Source organism: Streptomyces sp. NPDC033177 (assembly GCF_055577715.1).
This window is the reverse complement of sequence record NZ_JBVIPS010000004.1, coordinates 182,252-202,553: the sequence shown is the minus strand read 5'-3', so window position 1 is coordinate 202,553 and position 20,302 is coordinate 182,252. Positions and strand designations below refer to the sequence as shown.

Below are 20,302 nucleotides of genomic sequence, written 5' to 3'. Positions count from 1 at the left end.
CCCCGCGCCTCAGGCCTCCGTAGCCGCTGTGCTCCAGAGCTCTGGGCACCGCCAGGCGCTCCCGTGCTCCGAACCGCGGGCGCCGCAGCACGCTGCACCGGCACTGACCCCGGCCGCCGCGCCGATGCCTGCCCGAGCCCTGGCCCGCCCGGCACCTCCATCGGCGCCCCGCGGCCCGCCGGTCGACGTGATGCGGCGGTGCGCCTCGGACCGCCGGACGCGCCCGGCATCGGCGTAGCCACCACCCCGGAGCCCCCGGAGACCTCGGGAGCGGCGGGCGACGCCTCCGCCCGCTGTACCTGCCGCAATGGCGCGACCGGCAGGGGACGCGCCGACGGGGACGGCGACGTGGGCGTCCACGGCGCCGGGTTCGCGGCCCGTTCGAGCCCCGTGATCGGCCGCGCCGTGTCACTCAGCGACGCGGCCGACGTGGAGCCCGCCAAGGAGGGCAGGCTGCTCGACGTCGCCGCGTCCAGGACGCCGGTGCGGGAGGACGTCGCCGTGAACGAGGGGTCCTGCCACGTGCCGAGCCGCATGCCGAACGCGGAGTCCGCGACGCCGGACCCACCCTCGCGCACGGCCCGTTGGATCGGCGGCAGCCCGGACCACGCGCCCGGGACCGCTCCGACGCCACCGGACGGGGAAGCGGAGGTCGGCGCAGCCGCGACAGCATCACCGTCGCCCCCGCCACTCCCGCCGCTGATGTCGCTGACATCGCTTACGACATCGGCATCGCCAGCGCCCACGCCCCGCCCCCGCAGCCGGTCGAAGATTCCCACCGCTCAGCCCTCCGCACCGGCGAGCGTCACGAAGGACGCGATCTGGTCCGCGTACCGGCGGCGGTCGTGGTGTTCCAGGTCCAGGATCGTCTCCAGGTTCCAGTGGAAGTGGTAGGCGACGTACGCGATCTCCTCGTGCAGTCGGTCGGTCGCGTACGTCACGATTCCCCCAGGCGGCTCCCGCCGAGTTCCACCTCGAACGGCTCGGAGCAGAGCGGGCACTGCACGGCGGCGCGGGTGTGCCCCTCGGCGTTGATCTGTCGGTAGAAGTCCTGGAGGAACGCGAGGTCGGAGGCGAACAGGTTCTCCACCGTCCCGTCATGCACCGAAGGCAGCGTGCCCAGGCGGGTGATGACCCGGCCCAGGAGCACCACCGACAGGTACGCCGGGTTCTCCTGGACGCGGACATCACGCAGCGGGATCAGTTCGTCCCGTGCCGTCGACAGGCGCATCACTCCGTCGCGGTGCACGGTACCCGCCTCGTCCACGTAGCCCCGGGGCAGTTGGAAGGGGAACTCCGTGCGCAGGGTCCGGGGCGCGATGTCGTCATGAGCGGCGGCGGGAGGCAAAGCGGGGGACTCCGCTCCCGCCGCCGCGGTCTGGGTGGCCGGGGGCGCCGCGACGGCCGCGCCCGTGTCCGGCGTACCGACAGCCTTGCGGCGCATTACTCGATGACCAGTTCTTCGAAGACGATGGTCACGGTCTCGGTGAGCACGGCGGCCTCGCCGGCCTTCAGGCTGCTGGCGTCGATCTTGCTGCACCAGGCGTTGCGCAGGTTGTAGCGCTTCACCGGGTTGTCCTCGTAGTCCATCATGATGATCGAGGCGTTCTTGCGGGCCGTGCTCATGCGGCCGGTGATCGAGTCGTTGATCCACTGTGTGAACGCGGACGACTGGGTCATGCCGCGCACCACCGTGCACTGGCCGTTCTTCTGCACGCCCGGCAGGATGGCGGTCTCGACCTTGCCCTGGGCGGTGTTCTGCTGGCTGACGATGATGTCCTGTTCGAGGGTCAGGCCGCTGACCTCCTGGAGGTACTCGACCATCACCCCGTCGATCTGCAGACCGAAATTGTGTGAGGTGAGGGAGTCACCCTGCATGAGACTCATGGAATCGCTGTCCTTCTAAGGCTTTGGGGTCGTGGCGGTGGGCCGCCGCACGGCGACGAGGGCGGGGGCGAGGGGGACGGCGCTCTACTCGTCCAACTCCCCGCTGCCGCTGGAGAACTGGGCAAGGCGGAAGATCACGAACTCGGCGGGCTTGACCGGGGCGACGCCGATCTCGCACACGACCCGTCCCAGGTCGACCGACTCCGGCGGGTTGGTCTCCTCGTCGCACTTGACGTAGAACGCCTCTTCGGGCCGCTGGCCGAAGAGCGCGCCGTTGCGCCACTCGGTGACCAGGAACGCCGAGATGTTGCGCCGGATCCGGGCCCACAGCGCGTGGTCGTTCGGCTCGAACACCACCCACTGGGTGCCGATCAGGATCGACTCCTCCAGGTAGTTGAAGTACCGGCGGATGTTCAGGTAGCGCCACTCGGGGTCCGAGGCCAGGGTGCGCGCGCCCCAGACGCGGATGCCGCGGCCGGGGAAGGCGCGGATGCAGTTGACGCCGATGGGGTTGAGCAGGTCCTGCTCGCCCCGGGTGATCTGCAGCTCCAGGTCGACGGCACCGCGTACGACCTCGTTGGCGGGGGCCTTGTGCACGCCGCGCTCGGAGTCGTTGCGGGCCCAGATGCCGGCGATGTGGCCGCTGGGCGGCATCATGCGGGCCTTGCCCGATGACGGGTCGAAGGTCTTGAGCCAGGGGTAGTACAGGGCCGCGTACTTGGAGTCGTAGCCGGCCGTCTCCTGGCGCCACACCCGTATCTGACGGGCATTCAGGCTCGGCGGGGGGTCGATGACCGCGACGCGGTCGCCCATCAGCTCGCAGTGGGCGATGAGCCCGAGCTGCACCGCCTTGACGGACTCCAGGTCGATCGCGCCCTGCTGGTAGGCGGCCATGAGGTCGGGGACGGCCACCATGGAGATCTCGTCGATGGCCTCGAGGCCGCCGAAGCCGGTGCGGTCGGCGGAGTCGCCGAGGTACTGCGCCGGACCGGGGTGAGCGGGCGTGTCCTGTTCCACGGGCGCGGGTACGGGAGCCGGGGCGGCAGGCGTGGGCAGGGCGACGGTCTGGTTCTCGGGGCGGGTGAGCTGCGCCCCGGAGGCGTTCTCCGTCACGGTGATGAGCTTGGAGCGCTCCTTGACCTGGGTGACGACGTACGTCCGGTTGCCCTTCTTGGCGCTCACGTCGAAAGTCTCGACCGGCTTGTCGCCGCTCTTGACGATCAACTTGAAGCGCTCCGCGGGGCCTTCGCCCTCGGGATCGGCGACCTCGACGCTCAGCGGGCCGTTCGGGCTCTGGGCCGTGGCCGCCACGGAGAAGGCACCGAGCTGCTGCGGCTCGGCGGCGGGCAGAGCGGCGGCAGGAGCCGCGCCCGTCACCGCGACAGGAGCGTTGCCGCCTGCGGTCGAACCCTCGAAGGAGCCGCCCACCCGGACCACGTACGCGGCGGACCCACCGTTGTTGAAGAAGCCGTAGACGGAGTGCGCCAGGTAGTAGTCGCCGGTGAAGTCACCGAAGGAGGCGACGTACTGGGTCCAGTTGGTCACCAGCGTGGGCTCGTTGAGCGGTCCGGACGGCGCGAGTCCGACGAAGGCCGCCACGGAGGTGCCCACCCCCTCGATCGGGCGCGAACCGCCGGCCACCTCCTCGACGTAGACGCCGGGCGACAAGTAGGACGGCATGCTCTGCTCTCCTCGGGGTGCGAGACGGGACATCTTCAGCCTGGTCGGTGCGGGGCGCCGCCGGAATGTCCTCCGGTGCGGGTTGCCGGGCAATGCCGTTGCCCGCAAAGGCAGTTCGGGACAGCCCGGGTGCCCGCTCCTGCTCCTTCCCGCCCGGATCGTTGCCCGTACGGCTGCCCTCGCGGTCCTGCCCGCATGGGCGACGGGCGGGTAAGGCTGGTGAATCAGCTCTGCCTCGCGCCGAAGGGAACGTCGTGCACGTACACGGAATACAGGCCCAGCAGGCCGCCGATCAGCGCGAGGCTCGCACTGTGAGGAAACCGGTCACCCCGGCCGAGCGGCTGCTGAAACTGCAGGGTCAGGCCGGGAACCTGGCCGTGTCACGTGCCCTGGAAGAGACGGAACACGCGCACGGCCCCGGCTGCGGCCACGCCCGGACGCCCACCGGGGACCCGGCCGTCCAGCGCCGGACGGACCCGCAGGACACGACGTCCGCAAGGGACGCCGACCTCCAGCGGCGGTCGACCCTGGCGGCCGGCATCGCTTCGCCGAGCCGCCCGCTGGAATCACGCATCCGGGAAAAGGCGGAGCGCGTGTATCCAATGAACTTCGGCCATGTGCAGTGGCACGACGGGCCGGTGGCGCAACGGGCCGCACGGGAGTACGGGGCCCAGGCCCTTACCGTCGGGCCGCACATCCTGGCGGCGGAGTCGAACCTGCCGGACGAGGTGAAGCTCCACGAGGTCGACCACACGTACCAGAACGCGATGGGCGACGTGGCTGGCACCGCCGACGGAGCGGGCACGAAGGTGTCGAGCCCGCATGACCCGTACGAGGTCTCGGCCGCCTCGAACGGCAAGAAGGTCGCCCAAGGGGGTACGCCCGACTTGTCGCTGCCGGGGCGGCCCGCACCGGTCCAGCGGAGCACGGATGACGGGGGCGCCACCGCGGGAACGGACCACGCCGTGCAGCGCTACGCCGTGGTGCGCCCCGGCGAGAGCGGCTACCCCGAACGAGGACGGGAGAGCCCCGGAGGCACGCGGACCACCGTGCGGCAGGGAGACTTCTTCGACAAGAGCGGCGACGACTTCTTCCCCGGCCAGAACATGGAATCACGTGTCGTCCACAAGCCGGACGGGGACGTCGAGAAGGAGAGTTTCGTCGACGAGACCGGCAAGCCCAACATCGTCTACCAGGGTCTGGTGCCGCTGAAGATCTCGGACAATCTGGACCTGGCGGTGGAACACACCGGGGACGGCCGTCAGGCCAAGATGTTCTTCGCCACGGACCAGCAGATCGGCCGGGCGAACGAGCGGCTCGGCAACAAGGTGAAGCTGGAGAAGTCGGGAAGCCACTACCTGTCCGTCACCGTGGGCGACACCAGCAAGACGCTCTGGCGGGTCCAGCCCACGGTGACGCGCCATCAGACGAACTCGCCGCCGGAAGGGACCGTGACCCACGGCCTTGAGGTAACCCTGCCGCAGCGCTGCAACGAGATGGCGCAGGCGGTCTCCGGCCGGGCAGGGCTCGCCGAAGACGGCACGGACGCCTATTTCCACGCGCTCGGCGACGTCCTGGCCGACGTCAAGTCCAAGCTCTCGCTCAAGAGGGTGCCGACCGCCAAGGACTACGACAAGGCCAAGGCCGAGGCCACCAGCCGGGACCCCGAGAAGCTCCAGAAGTACAGCCAGGTCATGCAGCGTCTGATCGAGGGCGTGCTGTCCCATCGCGGCGAGGAACGCCTCGAAGAGGCGCTCAAACGCCGGGGAGTGAACCAGTTCACGCCTCCGGCCGCGATCGGCGACGTGCTGATGACCAAGACGCAGGCTCCGACGCGTGACGCACCCGGTGAGTTCGACTTCCACTTCGCCACCGCCGTGGCGACGAGCGGCTCGGACTCCATCACGCTGGAGAACTACGCCCGCGGCGAGGAGGGCAAGACGCTGAGCGGCAAGGACCCGCAGTGGTACTTCGCGATGAACGGCACGGCCAAGAGCCAGCAGTCGTTCCACGAGCAATGGAGCCACTTGGACCACGACGGACGGGTCCGCCTCACCATTCTCATGCGGGGTGCCTGAAGCCCCCTTCCCGGACCGGCAGTTCGGCGGGGACCGGCGAACCCCCGCCGCTGCCCCTCCAGGCAACCAGGTCTGCCCGGCGGACTCCTGACGGCTCCCGCGGGCTCTCCTAGCGTCGAGGCGTGAGCCTATGGACTTCCCTGGAACCCGCCTCCGCGACCGTCGATCCCGGCAGCAGCACCACGGTGCGGCTGAAGGTGCGCAACACCGGTGACATCGTCGACGAGTACCGCTTCGAACCCGTCGGTGCCCTCGCGCCCTGGACCACGGTGGAGCCGCCGTCGCTGCGCCTGTATCCGGGCACGACAGGCACGGTGGAGCTGACGTTCGCGCCGCCGCGCACGCCGGACGCGACCGCAGGACCCAATCCGTACGCCGTACGAATCACGCCGACCGAACACTCGGACGCCACCACCGTCCCCGAGGGCAACCTCACCATCAGCCCCTTCACCGAGGTGCGCGCCGAGCTGGTGCCGCCGACGGTGAAGGGGCGGTTCCGTGGGCGGCCGCGCCTGGCGGTGGACAACCTCGGCAACACCAAGGTCACCGCCTCGCTCAGCGGCAGCGACACCGGCGACCGGCTCTCCTACGACCTGCAGCCCAGCAACATCCAGATCGAGCCGGGCCGGGCCGCGTTCGTAAAGACGACGCTGCGGCCCCGGCAGATCACCTGGTTCGGGTCCAAGCAGGAGCAGCCCTACACGCTGGCCGTACGCCGCTCCGGAACCGAGCCGATGGACGTGGACGGCACCTTCGTGCAGCGCGGGATCCTGCCGGGCTGGCTCGCCACCACCTTCGGCCTGCTCCTCGCGGTGACGATCGCCTTCGTGGTGATCTGGCTGACGTACAAGCCACAGGTCAAGAGCGTCGCGCGGGAGAAGCCGGTGGAGGCGGGCAAGATCGCGCCGTCCACTCCGCCTCCTCCGATCAGCAGTCCGCCGCCCTCCCCCGAGGAGAAGCCGGAGGACGACGGCAAGAAGGAGGGGGGCGGTGGCTCGGACGGCGGCGGAGGGGGCGGCGGAGGCGGGGCCGAGAAGCCCCCGAAGCCCAAGAAGGAAACCGCGGCCGACGCGGTGCGCAAGCTCTCCGAGCGCAGCGAGGGCCGCCACATCTGTTACCGCGCATTCGTCGCGGGCGACGGCTGGCAGGACCCCGTGTGCGACGGGGCCGAGGCCGGCACGGTCGGCAAGGGCACGCCCATCAAGGCCCTGAACATCGCGGTGGTGAACACCGACGGCTTCCACGGCACCGGCGCCTGGGTGGGCGAAGGATGGCGCAAGGAAATCCCGTGGTCGGAGGAGGCGGACGGGAGAAACCTGTACTTCGGCAGTTCGAAGAGCGCCGACCCTGCCCTGGAGGGCTACACCTTCAAGGTCGTCGACGGCTCTGTGTGCAGCGACGCCCGGGTGAAGGACGAGCAGTGGATGGGCGAGGTGTGCACCGACCCCGGCGGGTGGAAGTACCACGGGAGCCCGATCGAGCAGTACAAGCAGCTGGAGGCGGTGCGCTTCACCGTGTGAGCCGGTTCGTTGGGCGTGTGTCGGCTACCCGCTCGCACCGGCCTGTGGTCACCAGTTCGCTTCGCCCGGGACGAGCCGGCCCGCCTTGCGGTACTCGCGGCGGGCGCCCTCCAGAAGGTCGCCCGCACCGACCGGTTCGTCCCGGCCCGCGGCGAGGTAGGCGGCGGTGACCACCGCGCTGCGGATGGAACCACCGGCCAGCTCGAAATCGCGCGCGAGCGCGTCCAGTTCGATGCCCTCGGTGCGCGGGACGTGCGCCAGGCCGTGCCGCCACAGCGCGATCCGCTGCCCCGCGTCCGGGAAGGGGAAGTCGACCACCAGGTCCAGACGGCGGGTGAACGCGTCGTCGATGTTGGCTCGCAGATTGGTGGTCAGGAGCGCGATGCCGTCGAAGGACTCCAGGCGTTGCAGCAGGTAGGCGCTCTCCATGTTGGCGTAGCGGTCGTGGGAATCCTTGACCTCGGAGCGCTTGCCGAAAACGGCGTCGGCCTCGTCGAAGAGGAGCACGGCATCCGTGCGGTCGGCCTCCGTGAAGATCCGCTCCAGGTTCTTCTCGGTCTCACCGACGTACTTGTCCACGATCGAGGAGAGCTGGACCACGTAGAGGTCCACGCCCAGATCGGCGGCGACCACCTCGGCGGACAACGTCTTGCCGGTGCCCGACTCCCCCGCGAACAGTCCGAGGACCCCTCGTCCTCGGCCGCCGCCCGCGCTGAGCCGCCAGTCGCCCAGCACACGGTCACGGTGGCGGGCGCGCAGGGCCAGTTCGTGGAGCTGGGCGAGGGGCGCGTGGGGCAGGACCAGGTCCTGCCACGTCACGTCGGGCCGGATCCGACGGGCGTGCTGTTCGAGGCCCGAGGCCGACTGCTGCCGCGCGGCGAGCCGGACGTGGGAAGCGGTGAGCGGCGTTCCGTCGAAGGCCGCGAGCGCCTCGGCGGCCCGGGCGGCGCGCCCGATGCGCTCGCCGCCGAGGTGGTACGGGGCCACGGTTCCTGCCAGGTCGAAGGCGTCGGCGGCCGGGCCCAGCGCGGCCTGCCAGGACGCCGTGCCGCCCGCGGGGAGCCGGGGTGCCTGGAGCACCAGCGGGTCGTGCGGGGACCATTGCGGGTCGTAGGGGCGGGGGTCGGCGAGGAGTACGGTCACGTCCGTGGCGGCAATCAACTCGGCCACCATCGGCCCCGGTTGCTCGGGTAGACCGGAGACGACGACTGCGTGGCCGCTGAGGCGTGCCTCGCGCAGCAGTTCGGGGAGGCGGTCCGCGGGGCCGGCGAAGCGCAATGCGGGCAGGCCCGCCGCGTGCAGGGCGGAGGCGAGGGCAGGCAGGGCGTCGCCCTCACGGTGTTCCTGGAGGTAGGCGGTGCAGGGGCCCGCACCGAGCCGGGCGGCGAGGCGCTGGACGAAATCGGGGTCCTGCGGGGGGTCCGTGGAAGGGGGCTCGGCGGTGGGCTGCGGGGTCGGCATCGGGTGCAACAGGCCCAGGAGCGCGGTGTCGGGGTGGGTGTCGCCCAGCAGATGGGCGGTGAGGCGGTCGGGAACGCGCAAGGAGCGTGTGAGGAGGGGGCGTTCGGGATCCTCGATCTCCAGCAGCCCCAGCGCGCGCAGTGGCGCGGAGAGGTGAAAGCGGGCGCGGGCTTCCTGCAGGTGCGGGGGGACGCCGCACAGTTCCAGGGCGAGTCCTACGGTGGCGCGGCGGCGGCTGACGTCGTCGTTGAGGTAGCCGTACAGCGGCTCGAAGGTGCGGTCGATGTCCGGGGCGAGGGCGATGAGCAGGACGGCCGCGTCCAGTTCGGTCAGGTGCAACCGGGCGGCGGTGCGGGCGAGTTGATCGTCGGGGTCAGCGCTGGGGCCACCGGGGCCTCCGAGGTCCCGCGACCCCGGAGACCAGGGCGCCATCGGTTCCTCCCCCGGCAGCGCGCGCGGCCAGGCGTGCAGCAGGTGGCGCACGGCCTCTTCGGACAGGTACAGGCCGCGCAACGGGTCGCTTGCCGTCGGGTCGCCGGCGGAACGCGCCTCGACGAGGGCGGCCACTGTCTGCCGCAGCCCGGCCAGCCGGCCGAGCAGGGAGGAGGCGGGTCCTGCGGCGCCGGGTCCCCCGGGGCTGTCGGCAGCGGGCGCGAGGTCATCTTCCAGGGAGGGGGCATTCATGACTGCTCCGGGCGGCGGGCCGCCGCCTGCTCGTGGGCGGTACGGGCGGCCGCGACCTGGCGGGGCCGGTGGGAGCGGTCCGCCGATCGGGGCGGGCCTCCGTCGGCGGCACGCAGCCGGACCGTCGCGCCCTCGGTGACCGGCGGCCCCGCGTCGTAGTCGGGGTGGGCCGGGAACGGCACGGTCACCGTGAGGTCCAGGGAGGGCTTGAGTTCGCCGCCGAGGGCGGACCAGATGTCGGCGAGGGACCTGGCCTCGGACTGACTGCCGGAGACCGTCACCGGAATCGACAGGCCCAGGCGCCCGAGCGCGTCGGGGAGTTCCTGCGCGGCGAGCAGCTCGTGCGGCAGCAGTGTCGCCAACACGGCCGAAAGCAGCCGGTGTTCGTCCTGCGGCGTCTTCGTCCAGGCCGTCACCAGGTAGGAGAGCCGGAACCAGCGCGGCGGACGGCGGCGGCGCACCACGATGTTCCGTTCGTCGCGCAGCCCGGTGTGGCCGCGCTGACGCAGGGTCACGTCCTCCCGAATGTCGTACAAGTAGGCGTTGACCACTGGGGCGTTGCGCCGGGCCGCCCAGTCGCGCGTGGGCACGTCGAAGGACACCTCGATGCCGGACCCTGACAGTGCCCCGCCGCCGATGAGGCCCTTGAGCACCTCGTCCACCTCATGGATCACCCTTGCGCTCCCACCTGCCGCTCGCTCCCCCACCGGCCGTGCGCTTGCTCGCCGGCCGATGACAGCCCTGCCGCCGATCGTGCTCCCCGGGCCTGCCCCAAGGGCAGGTACGTCAGGGATGGCGGCGGGGCAGGGCTTGCTGCCTCAAAGGGCCGCACGGAGAGCCCGTGCGGCCAGATGAGGCAGAAGACGCGGGAGGGGCAGGCGACACGGCTGGGTCAGATGTAACCCTCCCGCAGGGCGTAGGCCACCACGTGCGCCCGGTTGCGCAGATTCAGGCGTGTGGTCAGACCGTGCATGACGTTCTTGACGGTCCGTTCGGAGTACGACAGCTTCATGGCGATCTCCGCGGTGTCGAATCCCTCCGCCACCAGCGCGACCACGTCCACCTCGCGCTTGGTGAAGCTCAGGAAGGACCCCGGCAGATCGGTCCCGCCCCGGCGCAGGCGCCCGACCCGGCCCATGAGCTGGCCCAACAGGTCCGCAGGTAGGTCGCCGCCGCCCCTGGCGGTGGTCAACACCGCCTGGACCAGACGTTCGGCGGTTGCTTCGTGGCGCCAGACGATGGCACCCACACCGCACTCGATGACTTCCAGGAGCTCCTGCTCCCGGACCGTGCCCGCGACGAGCACGGCACGTACCCCCTCGGCGCGCACGGCCCGCCTCAGCCGGGTCAGCGCGGCCTCGTCGAGGGTGTCCTCGATGAGCAACGCCACTGCGGCGGAGCCGGCATCTGCTTCCAGTTCGACCTCCGGATGGCGGCGCAACTGGCTGAGGACCCCCTCTCGGCTGATCGGGTCGGGGGTGCTGACGGCGACCCGCACCCGGTTGGTCGTCGGTAAGGCGGAGGGAGAGGCCGGGGAGGCCGGGGACGAGCTGGACACGCGGACTTCCTTACTTGTGGGACTACGGCGGCGAGCAGGGGGGGGTCGCGCCCGGTTTGGGTCAGGAGCAGGAGTTGTAGAAGTGCTTCCAACCGTCCGTGGGCATGGCCGGGGGCTCGGCCGGCGTCCCGGTCTCGCCGTACTGCTGCTGCAGTTCGTAGTCGTAGGCGCCGGGGCCGCTGCCCGGCTTCGTCAGGCGGATGGAGCGCTCCCACACGCCGTCGCCCGCGTTGTTGAGGACGGCGAGGTCCGGATAGGCGTCGCCGCCGTAGTCGGCGATGCGCAGCTGGTTGGCCTCGCCCTGAGTGCCTATGTCGGAGCGCTTGGGGGCGGCCGAGGCCAGGTTCGACCGCTTGAGCGGGCCGGGGCGGAATTCGGAGACGCGTGCCGCGTTGGGGTCGTACCCACCGGAGGGCGTGACGAGATTGACGACCATGTCCAGGGTGCCGTCGTTCCGGAAGTCGGCGACCGCGGCGGTGGCGACCTCGCCCGCCTTCGCGCCAACGAGCTTGCTGACGTTCTGCTTGCTGCCGAATGAGCCGTTCGCGGCTCCCCATTGGACCGTCATCTTGGTGCCGGTGTGCCCGGGGTTGGCGATCTTGTCGGCGCGGCTGTCGCCGTCGAGGTCACCGAGCAGCGTGGTGGCGCCGGACAGGCACGGGAGGGGCGCCTGGGCGGCCTGACCGGACCGTGCCGCGCTCCCGTCCGGCATCTCGGCCGCGCTTGCCTGGTATCCGGCAGCGGTCAGGGTCAGGGCCACCGCGGCGGCCGGAACGGCGATCAGGTGTAAGCGCTTGCGAGACATCTGCGAACTCCTCAAGTGGTTGCTGCCGGACGTGCTGGAGGCCCGTACTCAGCGCCCGCACCTCATACGGGTGATCGCGAGGGGATCGCGATATGGGGCGTCGGGAGATCTCCCGGGTGAGCGCGTCTCGAGTTTGCTGGATGATCCATCCGGACCGCCACAACATCCGGGCAGTTAGGGACGCTGGAACAAGGAATGACCCTCTGACCAGCCAGAACGCATGCTACCTGGAACGCTGGGGTGGGACGCGCCTTGCTCATCACCGCTTGCCGGCGGTGCGCCTGACACCGGCGAGATGCCGCCTTGCGCGGTGCCGTCGTCGCTCTTGCAGCCCGCGAGCGAGAGACTCGCGGCCATGATGTCGGAGCGCATGGCGGTCCCCCCGGCGGTGGTGGATGTGGATCTCTCCTAGGAACAACACCCACCCTGGTCCAGCCCGCTAACGCAGGACTCCCACCGCACTAACTTCCGCCTAACGCAGGGAGATTCAGACGTACGGGCACACGGGGAGACGGGCGATGGGGTACGGACAGGGCGAACCTGGTCACGGTGGCCCCTGCCCACTCGGCCAAATGACATGGCCTGCTCCGGTCGGGGAAGACGGTTTTTCGCCTGTGTGCACGGTGTGGCGGCGTTTCCTGAAGGAGCGCGGTCGCGCGACGTCCCGAGAAGACGTGGCACCGTCGTGTATGAGGGAGCAGACCATCAGGAGCATCCGGCGGAGGTATTTGTGAACCACGGTCTACCCACGAACGAGAGCCGTATGGACCGGGTCAGAGGGGCCCTGCGGCGGGTCGGCGCGGCCTATGAACCGCCGAAGGAGCACCGGCTCGGAGGGCATTTCGCGGCCGTCGTGGCGTTCGGCGCGTACACGGCCGCCTGGGGTGCGGTTGCTGCCCGGCGCAAGACGAAGGCTCCGGACGGCCGGGAACCCTGGGATGTCCTGCTGACGGCAACCGCTGTGTTCCGGCTGAGCCGACTGCTCAGCAAGGGGACCGTCACCAGCCCGCTCCGGGCGCCCTTCACCCGTTTCGAGTCCTCGACAGGCCCCGCCGAAGTCAGCGAGAACCCTCGCGGAGGGGCCGTCAAGTCGACCGTGGGCGAGCTGATCACTTGTCCGTTCTGCCTGAGCGTCTGGCTGACGGCCACCTTCACCGGGGCCCGCTCGGTGTGGCCGCAGGCCACGCGGACCGTGACGGGCGGCCTCACGTCCCTGGCCATCGCCGACTGCATGCAGCTGGCCTACGACGGCTGGCTGCAGAAAGAGGAGCCCGCCATGGGTGAGGAAGATCAGACCAAGGACGAGGCCGACGGAGGCACCTCGAACAAAGAGGCGCAAGAGAACGCCGCGCACACCGGAGACGGGGCGAAGGACGAGGACCAGGGTGTGCGGGACCAGATCGAGGGCGGCCACCCCGAGTCCGGGCAGTAGCGCGAGAACACCGCAGCAAGCAGAGAGGGAGTCGAGGGTGAACTGGACACTTGGCGAGGAGTTCGAGACACCCGAGGGGGTGGTGCGTTGGAGGGCCCTCGGCAGCGGGGACCCGCTCGTGCTGGTGCACGGCACCCCGTACTCCTCCTTCCTCTGGCGGGACATCGCTCCAGCGCTCGCCCGTACCCGCACGGTCTTCGTCTTCGACCACCTCGGCTTCGGGCAGTCGGACCAGCGCGAGGGCCAAGACCTCAGCCTCGCTGCGCACGCGAGGACCTTCGCCCGGCTCCTCGACCACTGGGAGCTGTCCTGCCCCAGCGTCGTCGCGCACGACATCGGCGGTGCCGTGGCCTTGCGGACGCTGCTGCTGGAGGAGAGAAGCTACCGGGACCTGACGCTCTTCGACGCGGTGAGCGGCGGAGAGTGGGAACGGGGGCTGTTCCGGCTCATCCTGGAGCACGCGGACGTCCTTGGGCAGCTTCCGGACTACGCCCACGAAGCACTGGTCGCCAGCCATATGCGGCACGCGACGCACCTCGGCCTGCGGCCGGAAGTCCTCGACGCGTTTCTCGCACCATGGCGAGGAGCCGAAGGACAGGCCGCGTTCTATCGGCAGTACCGCCAGATCAGGCAGGCGGACACCGCCGCGTACGAGAAGCTGCTGGGCGGAATGTCGCTGCCGGTACGCCTCATCTGGGGCCGCGAGGACCGCATCCTCCCACCGGAATACGCCACCTGGCTGCACGAGCGCATCCCCCACGCCGAGCTGCACTGGATCGACGGGGCGGGCCACCTTCTCCAGGAGGACGCCCCGGGACAGCTGGCGGCCCACCTCACGACCGACTTCACCTCGAACAGGTGAGCGGAGCGGGATCAGGTCACCGTGTGCGGCTGCTGCTTACCTCTGACACGCACGTGCCGAAGCGGGCAAAAGTCCTGCCCGACGCTCTCTTGTCAGGCATCGACGAGGCGGACGCAGTCATCCACGCCGGGGACTGGATCGATGAGGCCACGCTCGATCTGTTCGAATCCAGATCGCGTCGGCTGATCGGCGTGTTCGGCAACAACGACGGTCCCCCGCTGCGTCGGCGCATTCCCGAGGTGGCCCGTGCGGAACTGGGAGGCCTGCGGTTCGGTGTCGTGCACGAGACCGGGGCGGCCACCGGACGCGAACGCCGGTGCGCCGAACGATTCCCGGACTTGGACGTACTCGTCTTCGGCCACAGCCACATTCCCTGGGATTCCACGGCCCCCGGCGGCCTGCGCCTGCTCAACCCCGGCTCACCCACCGACCGCAGACGCCAGCCGTTCTGCACGTTCCTCACCCTGACCGTCTCTGACGGCGCATTGCACGACGTGACGCTGCATCGGCTGCCGCCGAGACATTGAGCAGAACGTACGCCGTGGGCGGTGTCGCCATCGGAACCGAACTCATCTCCGAGGACGGGCCCAAAGTCGCTGCCCGACATTTCGGTCCGGCTCTGGTCAGCGGTCTGACCTGGGGGTGAGCGGGCTATGCCGGACGCGGGACGGCCTCAGACGGGTTTCGGGCGGGCCCCGGACAGGGCTCTTCGGCCCTCGTGGCAGGCTTCCCTCACGTTTTGCGTACCCTTGCCCAGCGACTCCTGGACCCAGACCACCAGGTGAGGGTGTGCGACCCATTACCCTTTGCAGTGTCCACGGCGTCAAATGGCGGGCGCCGAACTTTGGAGGAAATACTTCATGCTGATCGCTCAGCGTCCCTCGTTGACCGAAGAGGTCGTCGACGAATTCCGCTCCCGGTTCGTGATCGAGCCGCTGGAGCCGGGCTTCGGTTACACCCTCGGCAACTCGCTGCGTCGGACCCTTCTCTCCTCGATCCCGGGTGCGGCCGTCACGTCCATCCGCATCGACGGTGTCCTGCACGAGTTCACCACCGTGCCGGGCGTCAAGGAAGACGTCACCGACCTCATCCTCAACATCAAGCAGCTCGTCGTCTCGTCCGAGCACGATGAGCCTGTCGTGATGTACCTGCGCAAGCAGGGCCCCGGTCTGGTCACCGCCGCCGACATCGCGCCCCCGGCCGGTGTCGAGGTGCACAACCCCGACCTCGTCCTCGCCACGCTCAACGGCAAGGGCAAGCTGGAGATGGAGCTGACCGTCGAGCGCGGTCGCGGCTACGTCTCCGCCGTCCAGAACAAGCAGGTCGGCCAGGAGATCGGCCGTATTCCGGTCGACTCCATCTACAGCCCCGTGCTGAAGGTCACCTACAAGGTCGAGGCGACCCGAGTCGAGCAGCGCACCGACTTCGACAAGCTGATCGTCGACGTCGAGACCAAGCAGGCCATGCGCCCGCGTGACGCCATGGCGTCCGCAGGCAAGACCCTGGTCGAGCTGTTCGGTCTGGCCCGCGAGCTCAACGTCGACGCCGAGGGCATCGACATGGGTCCGTCCCCGACGGACGCCGCTCTCGCCGCCGACCTGGTGCTGCCGATCGAGGACCTGGACCTCACGGTCCGCTCGTACAACTGCCTCAAGCGCGAGGGCATCCACTCCGTGGGTGAGCTCGTGGCCCGCTCCGAGGCGGACCTCCTCGACATCCGCAACTTCGGTGCGAAGTCGATCGACGAGATCAAGGCGAAGCTGGCCGGCATGGGCCTCGCGCTCCGCGACAGCCCGCCCGGCTTCGACCCGGTCGCCGCGGTGGACTCCCTCGCCGCCACGGACGACGCGGACGCCGGTTTCGTGGAGACCCAGCAGTACTGATCGCTGATCCTGGTCGCGCGGTCCGGCAGTCACTGCCGGAGCGCGCGACCAGTCGCATGTCGGAGCGGAACTTCGCGCGTCACTCGTCCGATGACGGGCCGGCTGCCGGGTGGTGGAGGCGGCGCCACTGGCGGGGTGTGACGCCGTAGGTCTGGTGGAAGCGGCGGGAGAAGTGAGCCGGGTTGGTCAGGCCCCAGGACCTGGCGACGGCCTCGATCGTGCGGTGGGCGTGCTCGGGCAGGGCCAAGTCGCGGCGCGTGCCTTCCAGACGTCGCCGGATGATCCATTTCTCCAGGCCGAGGCCGCCTTGCTCACAGAGCCGGTAGAGGGTCCGTACGGAGATGTTGTGGGCCGCGGCGATGCTCTGAGGGGTGAGCCCGGGGTCGGTCAGATGCGCGCGGACGTAGGCGAGTATGCGGGTCAGGAGGGTGTCCTTCGCGACCGTACGCCGGGTGCGTTCGTCGGCGGACACCGAGACGACCAGGGCTCGGGTGAGTTCCAGCGTCGCCGAACCGAGCGCCTCGGCACCAGGGTCGCCGCTGAGCTGGTCGGCGCGGTGGTGCAGGCTCCGGAGATGATGCAGCAGTAACGGCGCGACACTGCTGTGCTCCAGTAGCGGTATGGCCGTCCGCACCAGGTGTTCGGGAAGGCCGAGACGTTCGGTGTCGACCATGAAGGCGACGGACAATCCAGCCCCGGACCACCCGTACTCATAGCCGGCGGTCTTGTGCGCCAGAGCCAGGGAGTCGGGCCCGACGCGCTGTTGATGGCCGTTCCAGGAAAAGGAACCCGTCCCCTGGCTCTGGGTGATGATCGAGACGGTGTTCATCGAGTCGAACCGCGAGTGGCGCGGGGTGCGCCAGATGCGCATGCCGGATCCGCGCGTGGCGAACAAGGTCAGCGGGCCGAAGTTCCAGACCTCCAGCCTCTTGCGCATGCCGACCGCGGAATGTTCCTGCTCGACCGAACAGCTGCCGCTCTCCCCCACGGCCACGGCGTGAAATGCCCCGACCCGGTCGGCGGCAGGTAAGTCCTCCGTGTCCAAAACCAGCATGGCCCCCCCAGGACGGCGGCAGCGGCCTTCCCGCTGCCGTGCCGTCTCCCGGATTCTTCAGCACCGCGGGCAACTTGGGCAGGCATATTCAAGTACCGCTGAGCCACGCGCGCACAGTTCCTCATCTCATGCCTCAGCAGCCACCGGGACGATCGCCACCTTGGCACTCAGGGCACAGTTCTCGGCGCGCACGGCAAAGAGCGGGGCCCCCGTCACTGGCACGATCCCCCTCACCGAAGACGGGCCCACACCGAAATCCACGCCCATACGGCTGCTGACGGGAGCGCTCCCATGCGCAACTTCATCACGACGCACGACGGCACGGAGATCTTCTTCAAGGACTGGGGCACCGGGCGTCCGGTGGTGTTCAGCCACGGCTGGCCGTTGAACGCCGACGCCTGGGACGACCAACTGCACCTGGTCGCCTCGTACGGCTACCGCGCGATCGCCCACGACCGGCGCGGCCACGGCCGCTCGAGCCAGCCGTGGGACGGCAACGACATGGACACCTACGCCGACGACCTCGCCCAGCTGATCGAGGCGCTCGACCTGCACGACGCCGTCCTGGTCGGGCACTCGACGGGAGGCGGCGAGGTCACCCGCTACCTCGGCCGGCACGGTACGTCCCGCGTCGCCAAGGCCGTCCTGCTGGGGGCCGTGCCGCCCCTCATGCTCAAGACCGACACCAATCCGCAGGGCCTGCCCATCGAGGCGTTCGACGCCATACGTGCGGGTGTGTCGGCCGACCGGTCGCAGTTCTACGCCGAGTTGAGCCTGCCCTTCTACGGATTCAACCGGCCCGGTGCGACGGTCTCACAGGGAGTGTCGGACGCGTTCTGGCTGCAGAGCATGCAGGTCGGGCTCAAGGGCGCGCTTGACTGCATCCGCGCGTTCTCCGAGACCGACTTCACCGAGGACCTGGGGCGCTTCGACATCCCCACCTTCATCGCTCACGGCGACGACGACCAGATCGTCCCGATCGTGGCCGCCGGCCTGGAGTCGGCCAAGCTCGTCAAGGACGCGACGCTGAAGGTCTATCCGGGTGCGCCGCACGGTCTCGTGGGCGCCTTCAAGGACGAGTTCAACGCCGACCTGCTCGCGTTCCTCGCCTCCTGAGCCCCACCAGCCCGCGCACGGCCGCCAGCACCCGGACGCGGACCCGCTCCGCGTCGCGCCCGCGCCCTCACCCGCACGTCATCGCACCACCCAGCCGGCACCTCCGCACCGTTCAACCCTCTGCCTGAAAGGGTTCGTCATGCGTGTACCTGCTCCGCGCCGTCTGCTGACGGCACTGGCCGCCGCCGTCCTCCTCGTCACCGGCTCGGTCGCCGCCCAGGCGACCTCCCACACATCAGTTCAGGCCCAGGCGAAGGAGCCGAAGCCGACCGTGGTCCTGGTGCACGGGGCGTTCGCCGACGCCTCCGGCTTCAACGACACCATCGCCTTGCTGCAGAAGGCGGGCTTCCCGGTCATCGCACCGGCCAACCCGCTGCGGGACACCGCCGGCGACGCCGCGTACATCTCCAGTGTGGTGGACACCGTTCCCGGCCCGGTCATCCTGGCCGCCCACTCCTACGGCGGCGTCGTCATCACCAACGCCGCGCGCGGCCACGCCAACGTCAAGGCACTGGTGTACATGGGGGCGTTCGCACCCGCCGAGGGCGAGAGCGCGCTGCAACTGGCAGGCCAGTTCCCCGGCAGTGAACTGGCCCCCGCCCTGATCCCCCGCGCCTACCCCATCCCCGGCAGCAAACCGGGCACCGACGGCTACATAGACCCCGCGAAGTTCCAGGCCGTGTTCGCCGCCGACCTGCCCGCCTCCAAGACCCGTCTGATGGCAGCCACCCAGCGCCCTGGCAGCGTCCAGGGCCTCAGCGGCCCCAGCGGCGCGCCTGGCTGGAAGACCATCCCGTCCTGGTACCTGATCCCGACCCAGGACAAGGTCATCCCGCCCGCCGCCCAGCGGTTCATGGCCAAGCGCGCGGGCAGCAAGGTGACCGAGATCCGGTCCTCGCACGTGGTGATGATCTCCCACCCGGAGGCCGCCGCGAAAATCATCAAGGCGGCCCACGCCGCCACCCGTTGAAGGAGCGAACGCTCATGAAACCGGACACCATCGTCCTCATCCACGGCTTCTGGGTGACACCCCGCAGCTGGGAACACTGGATCACCCGCTACCAGTCCCAGGGGTTCCGCGTACTGGCCCCGGCCTACCCCGGTTTCGAGGTGGAGGTGGAGGCGCTCAACGCCGACCCCACCCCGATCGAGGAGCTCAGCGTTCCCTCGATCATCTCGTCGCTGGAGAAGCTGATCGACGGTCTCGGCACCCAGCCGATCATCATGGGCCACTCCGCGGGCGGGGTGTTCACCCAGATCCTCCTCGATCACGGATACGGCAGCGCGGGAGTGGCCATCAACTCCGCGCCCACCGAAGGCGTGACGACCATTCCGCTGTCGCAACTCAAAGCGACGTTCCCAGTGCTGAAGAACCCGGCCAACCGTCACAAGGCCGTCGGGTTCACCTACGCCCAGTGGCGCTACGCCTTCACCAACACCTTCCCCGAGGACGAGTCCCGCGCCCTGTACGAGCGCTACCACATCCCCGCCTCCGGCCATGTGTTCTGGGGCAGCGCGCTAGCCAACATCCACCCCGGCCACGCCGACTCCTATGTGAACTACCGCAACGACGACCGGGCTCCGCTGCTGTTCGTCTCGGGTGAGCACGACCACCTGATGCCGCCGAAGATCCAGCAGTCCAACTACAAGCACTACAAGTCCAACACCGTCACCGACATCGTCGAATATCCGGGGCGCAGCCATTTGATGCCCGCCCAGGAGGGCTGGGAGGAAATCGCCGACCACGCCCTGGCCTGGGCCCTCGACCACACCTGACCGACACCCGCCCTCGCCATACCGGGTACCGCTGAGCACCACGTACCCTTACGGTGACCCGATGGAGTCGATCAAGAAGTTCCAGGTCACCTTCGACTGCGCGGAACCCGAGCGCCTCGCCCGTTTCTGGTGCGAGGTGCTGGGCTACGTCATACCGCCGCCGCCGAACGGCTTTGCCACGTGGGACGAATTCAAGCGTTCCCAGCCACCGGAGCAGCAAGACGCGTGGTGTGCATGCGTCGACCCCTCGGGCGAGGGTCCGCGGCTGTACTTCCAGCGCGTTCCCGAAGGGAAAGCCGCCAAGAACCGGGTGCATCTCGACGTGCGGGTCGGCACCGGACTCGTAGGGGAAGAGCGCCTCGCCGCGCTCGAGGCCGAGTGCGCACGGCTGGTCCCGCTCGGGGCGGTCCACGTACAAACGCTGTACGACGGCAATGATGCGTGCATTCCGATGCTGGACATCGAGGGCAACGAGTTCTGCGTCGACTGAGCTGCCGCGCCCGCAT

At 69.7% G+C, this 20,302-nt stretch carries 19 protein-coding genes; 10 read left to right on the top strand and 9 right to left on the bottom strand.

The features are described from left to right. Positions 1 to 782 precede the first annotated feature (782 nt). The 4 genes from ACZ5U5_RS15685 to ACZ5U5_RS15670 all read right to left on the bottom strand — a co-directional run bounded on the left by ACZ5U5_RS15685 (position 783) and on the right by ACZ5U5_RS15670 (position 3,567). Positions 783 to 941, bottom strand: a complete 159-nt coding sequence (locus ACZ5U5_RS15685) for a DUF6760 family protein (RefSeq protein WP_361195977.1) — start codon at positions 939 to 941, stop codon at positions 783 to 785. Continuing rightward, positions 938 to 1,444, bottom strand: coding sequence for a hypothetical protein (locus ACZ5U5_RS15680; RefSeq protein ID WP_469021388.1), 507 nt, complete (start codon positions 1,442 to 1,444; stop codon positions 938 to 940). The genes ACZ5U5_RS15685 and ACZ5U5_RS15680 overlap by 4 nt, the downstream gene beginning before the upstream one ends. Next, complete coding sequence (locus tag ACZ5U5_RS15675; protein ID WP_469021386.1) at positions 1,444 to 1,887, bottom strand: phage tail protein; 444 nt, start codon at positions 1,885 to 1,887, stop codon at positions 1,444 to 1,446. Before ACZ5U5_RS15675 ends, ACZ5U5_RS15680 begins: the two co-directional genes overlap by 1 nt. A gap of 84 nt (positions 1,888 to 1,971) precedes the next feature. After that, entirely contained in the window at positions 1,972 to 3,567 is a 1,596-nt protein-coding gene (locus tag ACZ5U5_RS15670; RefSeq protein ID WP_469021383.1) for a phage tail sheath subtilisin-like domain-containing protein, read from the bottom strand. Between the two features lie 254 nt (positions 3,568 to 3,821). Between ACZ5U5_RS15670 and ACZ5U5_RS15665 the strand changes: the two genes are divergently transcribed. Beyond that, positions 3,822 to 5,645 carry an eCIS core domain-containing protein gene (locus tag ACZ5U5_RS15665; protein WP_469021381.1) on the top strand — a complete coding sequence of 608 codons (1,824 nt, stop codon included), beginning with the start codon at positions 3,822 to 3,824 and terminating at the stop codon, positions 5,643 to 5,645. Positions 5,646 to 5,767: 122 nt separating this feature from the next. Continuing rightward, complete coding sequence (locus ACZ5U5_RS15660; RefSeq protein ID WP_469021378.1) at positions 5,768 to 7,165, top strand: hydrolase; 1,398 nt, start codon at positions 5,768 to 5,770, stop codon at positions 7,163 to 7,165. A 48-nt stretch (positions 7,166 to 7,213) separates the two neighbouring features. On the opposite strand, the gene ACZ5U5_RS15655 is transcribed toward ACZ5U5_RS15660, so the two are convergent. The 4 genes from ACZ5U5_RS15655 to ACZ5U5_RS15640 form a co-directional block, all read right to left on the bottom strand. Next, positions 7,214 to 9,310 carry an ATP-binding protein gene (locus tag ACZ5U5_RS15655; RefSeq protein WP_469021376.1) on the bottom strand — a complete coding sequence of 699 codons (2,097 nt, stop codon included), beginning with the start codon at positions 9,308 to 9,310 and terminating at the stop codon, positions 7,214 to 7,216. After that, positions 9,307 to 9,984 (bottom strand): Pvc16 family protein, encoded by a 678-nt coding sequence (locus tag ACZ5U5_RS15650; RefSeq protein WP_469021374.1) that lies wholly within the window; start codon positions 9,982 to 9,984, stop codon positions 9,307 to 9,309. Before ACZ5U5_RS15650 ends, ACZ5U5_RS15655 begins: the two co-directional genes overlap by 4 nt. A 218-nt stretch (positions 9,985 to 10,202) precedes the next feature. Then, positions 10,203 to 10,868 carry a helix-turn-helix transcriptional regulator gene (locus ACZ5U5_RS15645; protein ID WP_469021371.1) on the bottom strand — a complete coding sequence of 222 codons (666 nt, stop codon included), beginning with the start codon at positions 10,866 to 10,868 and terminating at the stop codon, positions 10,203 to 10,205. 61 nt (positions 10,869 to 10,929) lie between these two features. Then, positions 10,930 to 11,673, bottom strand: a complete 744-nt coding sequence (locus ACZ5U5_RS15640) for an FG-GAP repeat domain-containing protein (protein ID WP_469021369.1) — start codon at positions 11,671 to 11,673, stop codon at positions 10,930 to 10,932. A 763-nt stretch (positions 11,674 to 12,436) separates the two neighbouring features. Between ACZ5U5_RS15640 and ACZ5U5_RS15635 the strand changes: the two genes are divergently transcribed. The 4 genes from ACZ5U5_RS15635 (at position 12,437) to ACZ5U5_RS15620 (ending at position 15,850) form a co-directional block, all read left to right on the top strand. Then, the gene (locus ACZ5U5_RS15635) at positions 12,437 to 13,105 is read left to right on the top strand and encodes a DUF1360 domain-containing protein (protein ID WP_469021367.1); all 669 of its coding nucleotides are present in this window, start codon (positions 12,437 to 12,439) and stop codon (positions 13,103 to 13,105) included. Between the two features lie 37 nt (positions 13,106 to 13,142). After that, positions 13,143 to 13,967 (top strand): alpha/beta fold hydrolase, encoded by an 825-nt coding sequence (locus tag ACZ5U5_RS15630; protein ID WP_469021364.1) that lies wholly within the window; start codon positions 13,143 to 13,145, stop codon positions 13,965 to 13,967. A 23-nt stretch (positions 13,968 to 13,990) separates the two neighbouring features. Further along, positions 13,991 to 14,494, top strand: coding sequence for a metallophosphoesterase family protein (locus ACZ5U5_RS15625; RefSeq protein ID WP_469021362.1), 504 nt, complete (start codon positions 13,991 to 13,993; stop codon positions 14,492 to 14,494). 333 nt (positions 14,495 to 14,827) lie between these two features. Next, positions 14,828 to 15,850: a DNA-directed RNA polymerase subunit alpha gene (locus ACZ5U5_RS15620; protein ID WP_365825773.1), complete on the top strand. Its 1,023-nt coding sequence runs from the start codon at positions 14,828 to 14,830 to the stop codon at positions 15,848 to 15,850. Positions 15,851 to 15,929: 79 nt separating this feature from the next. On the opposite strand, the gene ACZ5U5_RS15615 is transcribed toward ACZ5U5_RS15620, so the two are convergent. Then, a complete protein-coding gene (locus ACZ5U5_RS15615; RefSeq protein ID WP_469021360.1) occupies positions 15,930 to 16,904 on the bottom strand; it encodes a helix-turn-helix domain-containing protein in 975 nt (324 codons plus the stop codon). A gap of 291 nt (positions 16,905 to 17,195) precedes the next feature. Here ACZ5U5_RS15615 and ACZ5U5_RS15610 point away from each other — a divergent pair, with 291 nt between their 5' ends. The 4 genes from ACZ5U5_RS15610 to ACZ5U5_RS15595 all read left to right on the top strand — a co-directional run bounded on the left by ACZ5U5_RS15610 (position 17,196) and on the right by ACZ5U5_RS15595 (position 20,286). Beyond that, positions 17,196 to 18,020: an alpha/beta fold hydrolase gene (locus ACZ5U5_RS15610; RefSeq protein WP_469021357.1), complete on the top strand. Its 825-nt coding sequence runs from the start codon at positions 17,196 to 17,198 to the stop codon at positions 18,018 to 18,020. Positions 18,021 to 18,159: 139 nt separating this feature from the next. Beyond that, positions 18,160 to 18,990, top strand: coding sequence for an alpha/beta fold hydrolase (locus tag ACZ5U5_RS15605; RefSeq protein WP_469021355.1), 831 nt, complete (start codon positions 18,160 to 18,162; stop codon positions 18,988 to 18,990). 14 nt (positions 18,991 to 19,004) lie between these two features. Further along, a complete protein-coding gene (locus ACZ5U5_RS15600; protein ID WP_469021353.1) occupies positions 19,005 to 19,796 on the top strand; it encodes an alpha/beta hydrolase in 792 nt (263 codons plus the stop codon). Between the two features lie 61 nt (positions 19,797 to 19,857). After that, on the top strand, positions 19,858 to 20,286 hold the full coding sequence (locus ACZ5U5_RS15595; RefSeq protein ID WP_469021350.1) for a VOC family protein: 429 nt from the start codon (positions 19,858 to 19,860) through the stop codon (positions 20,284 to 20,286). Positions 20,287 to 20,302: the final 16 nt, after the last annotated feature.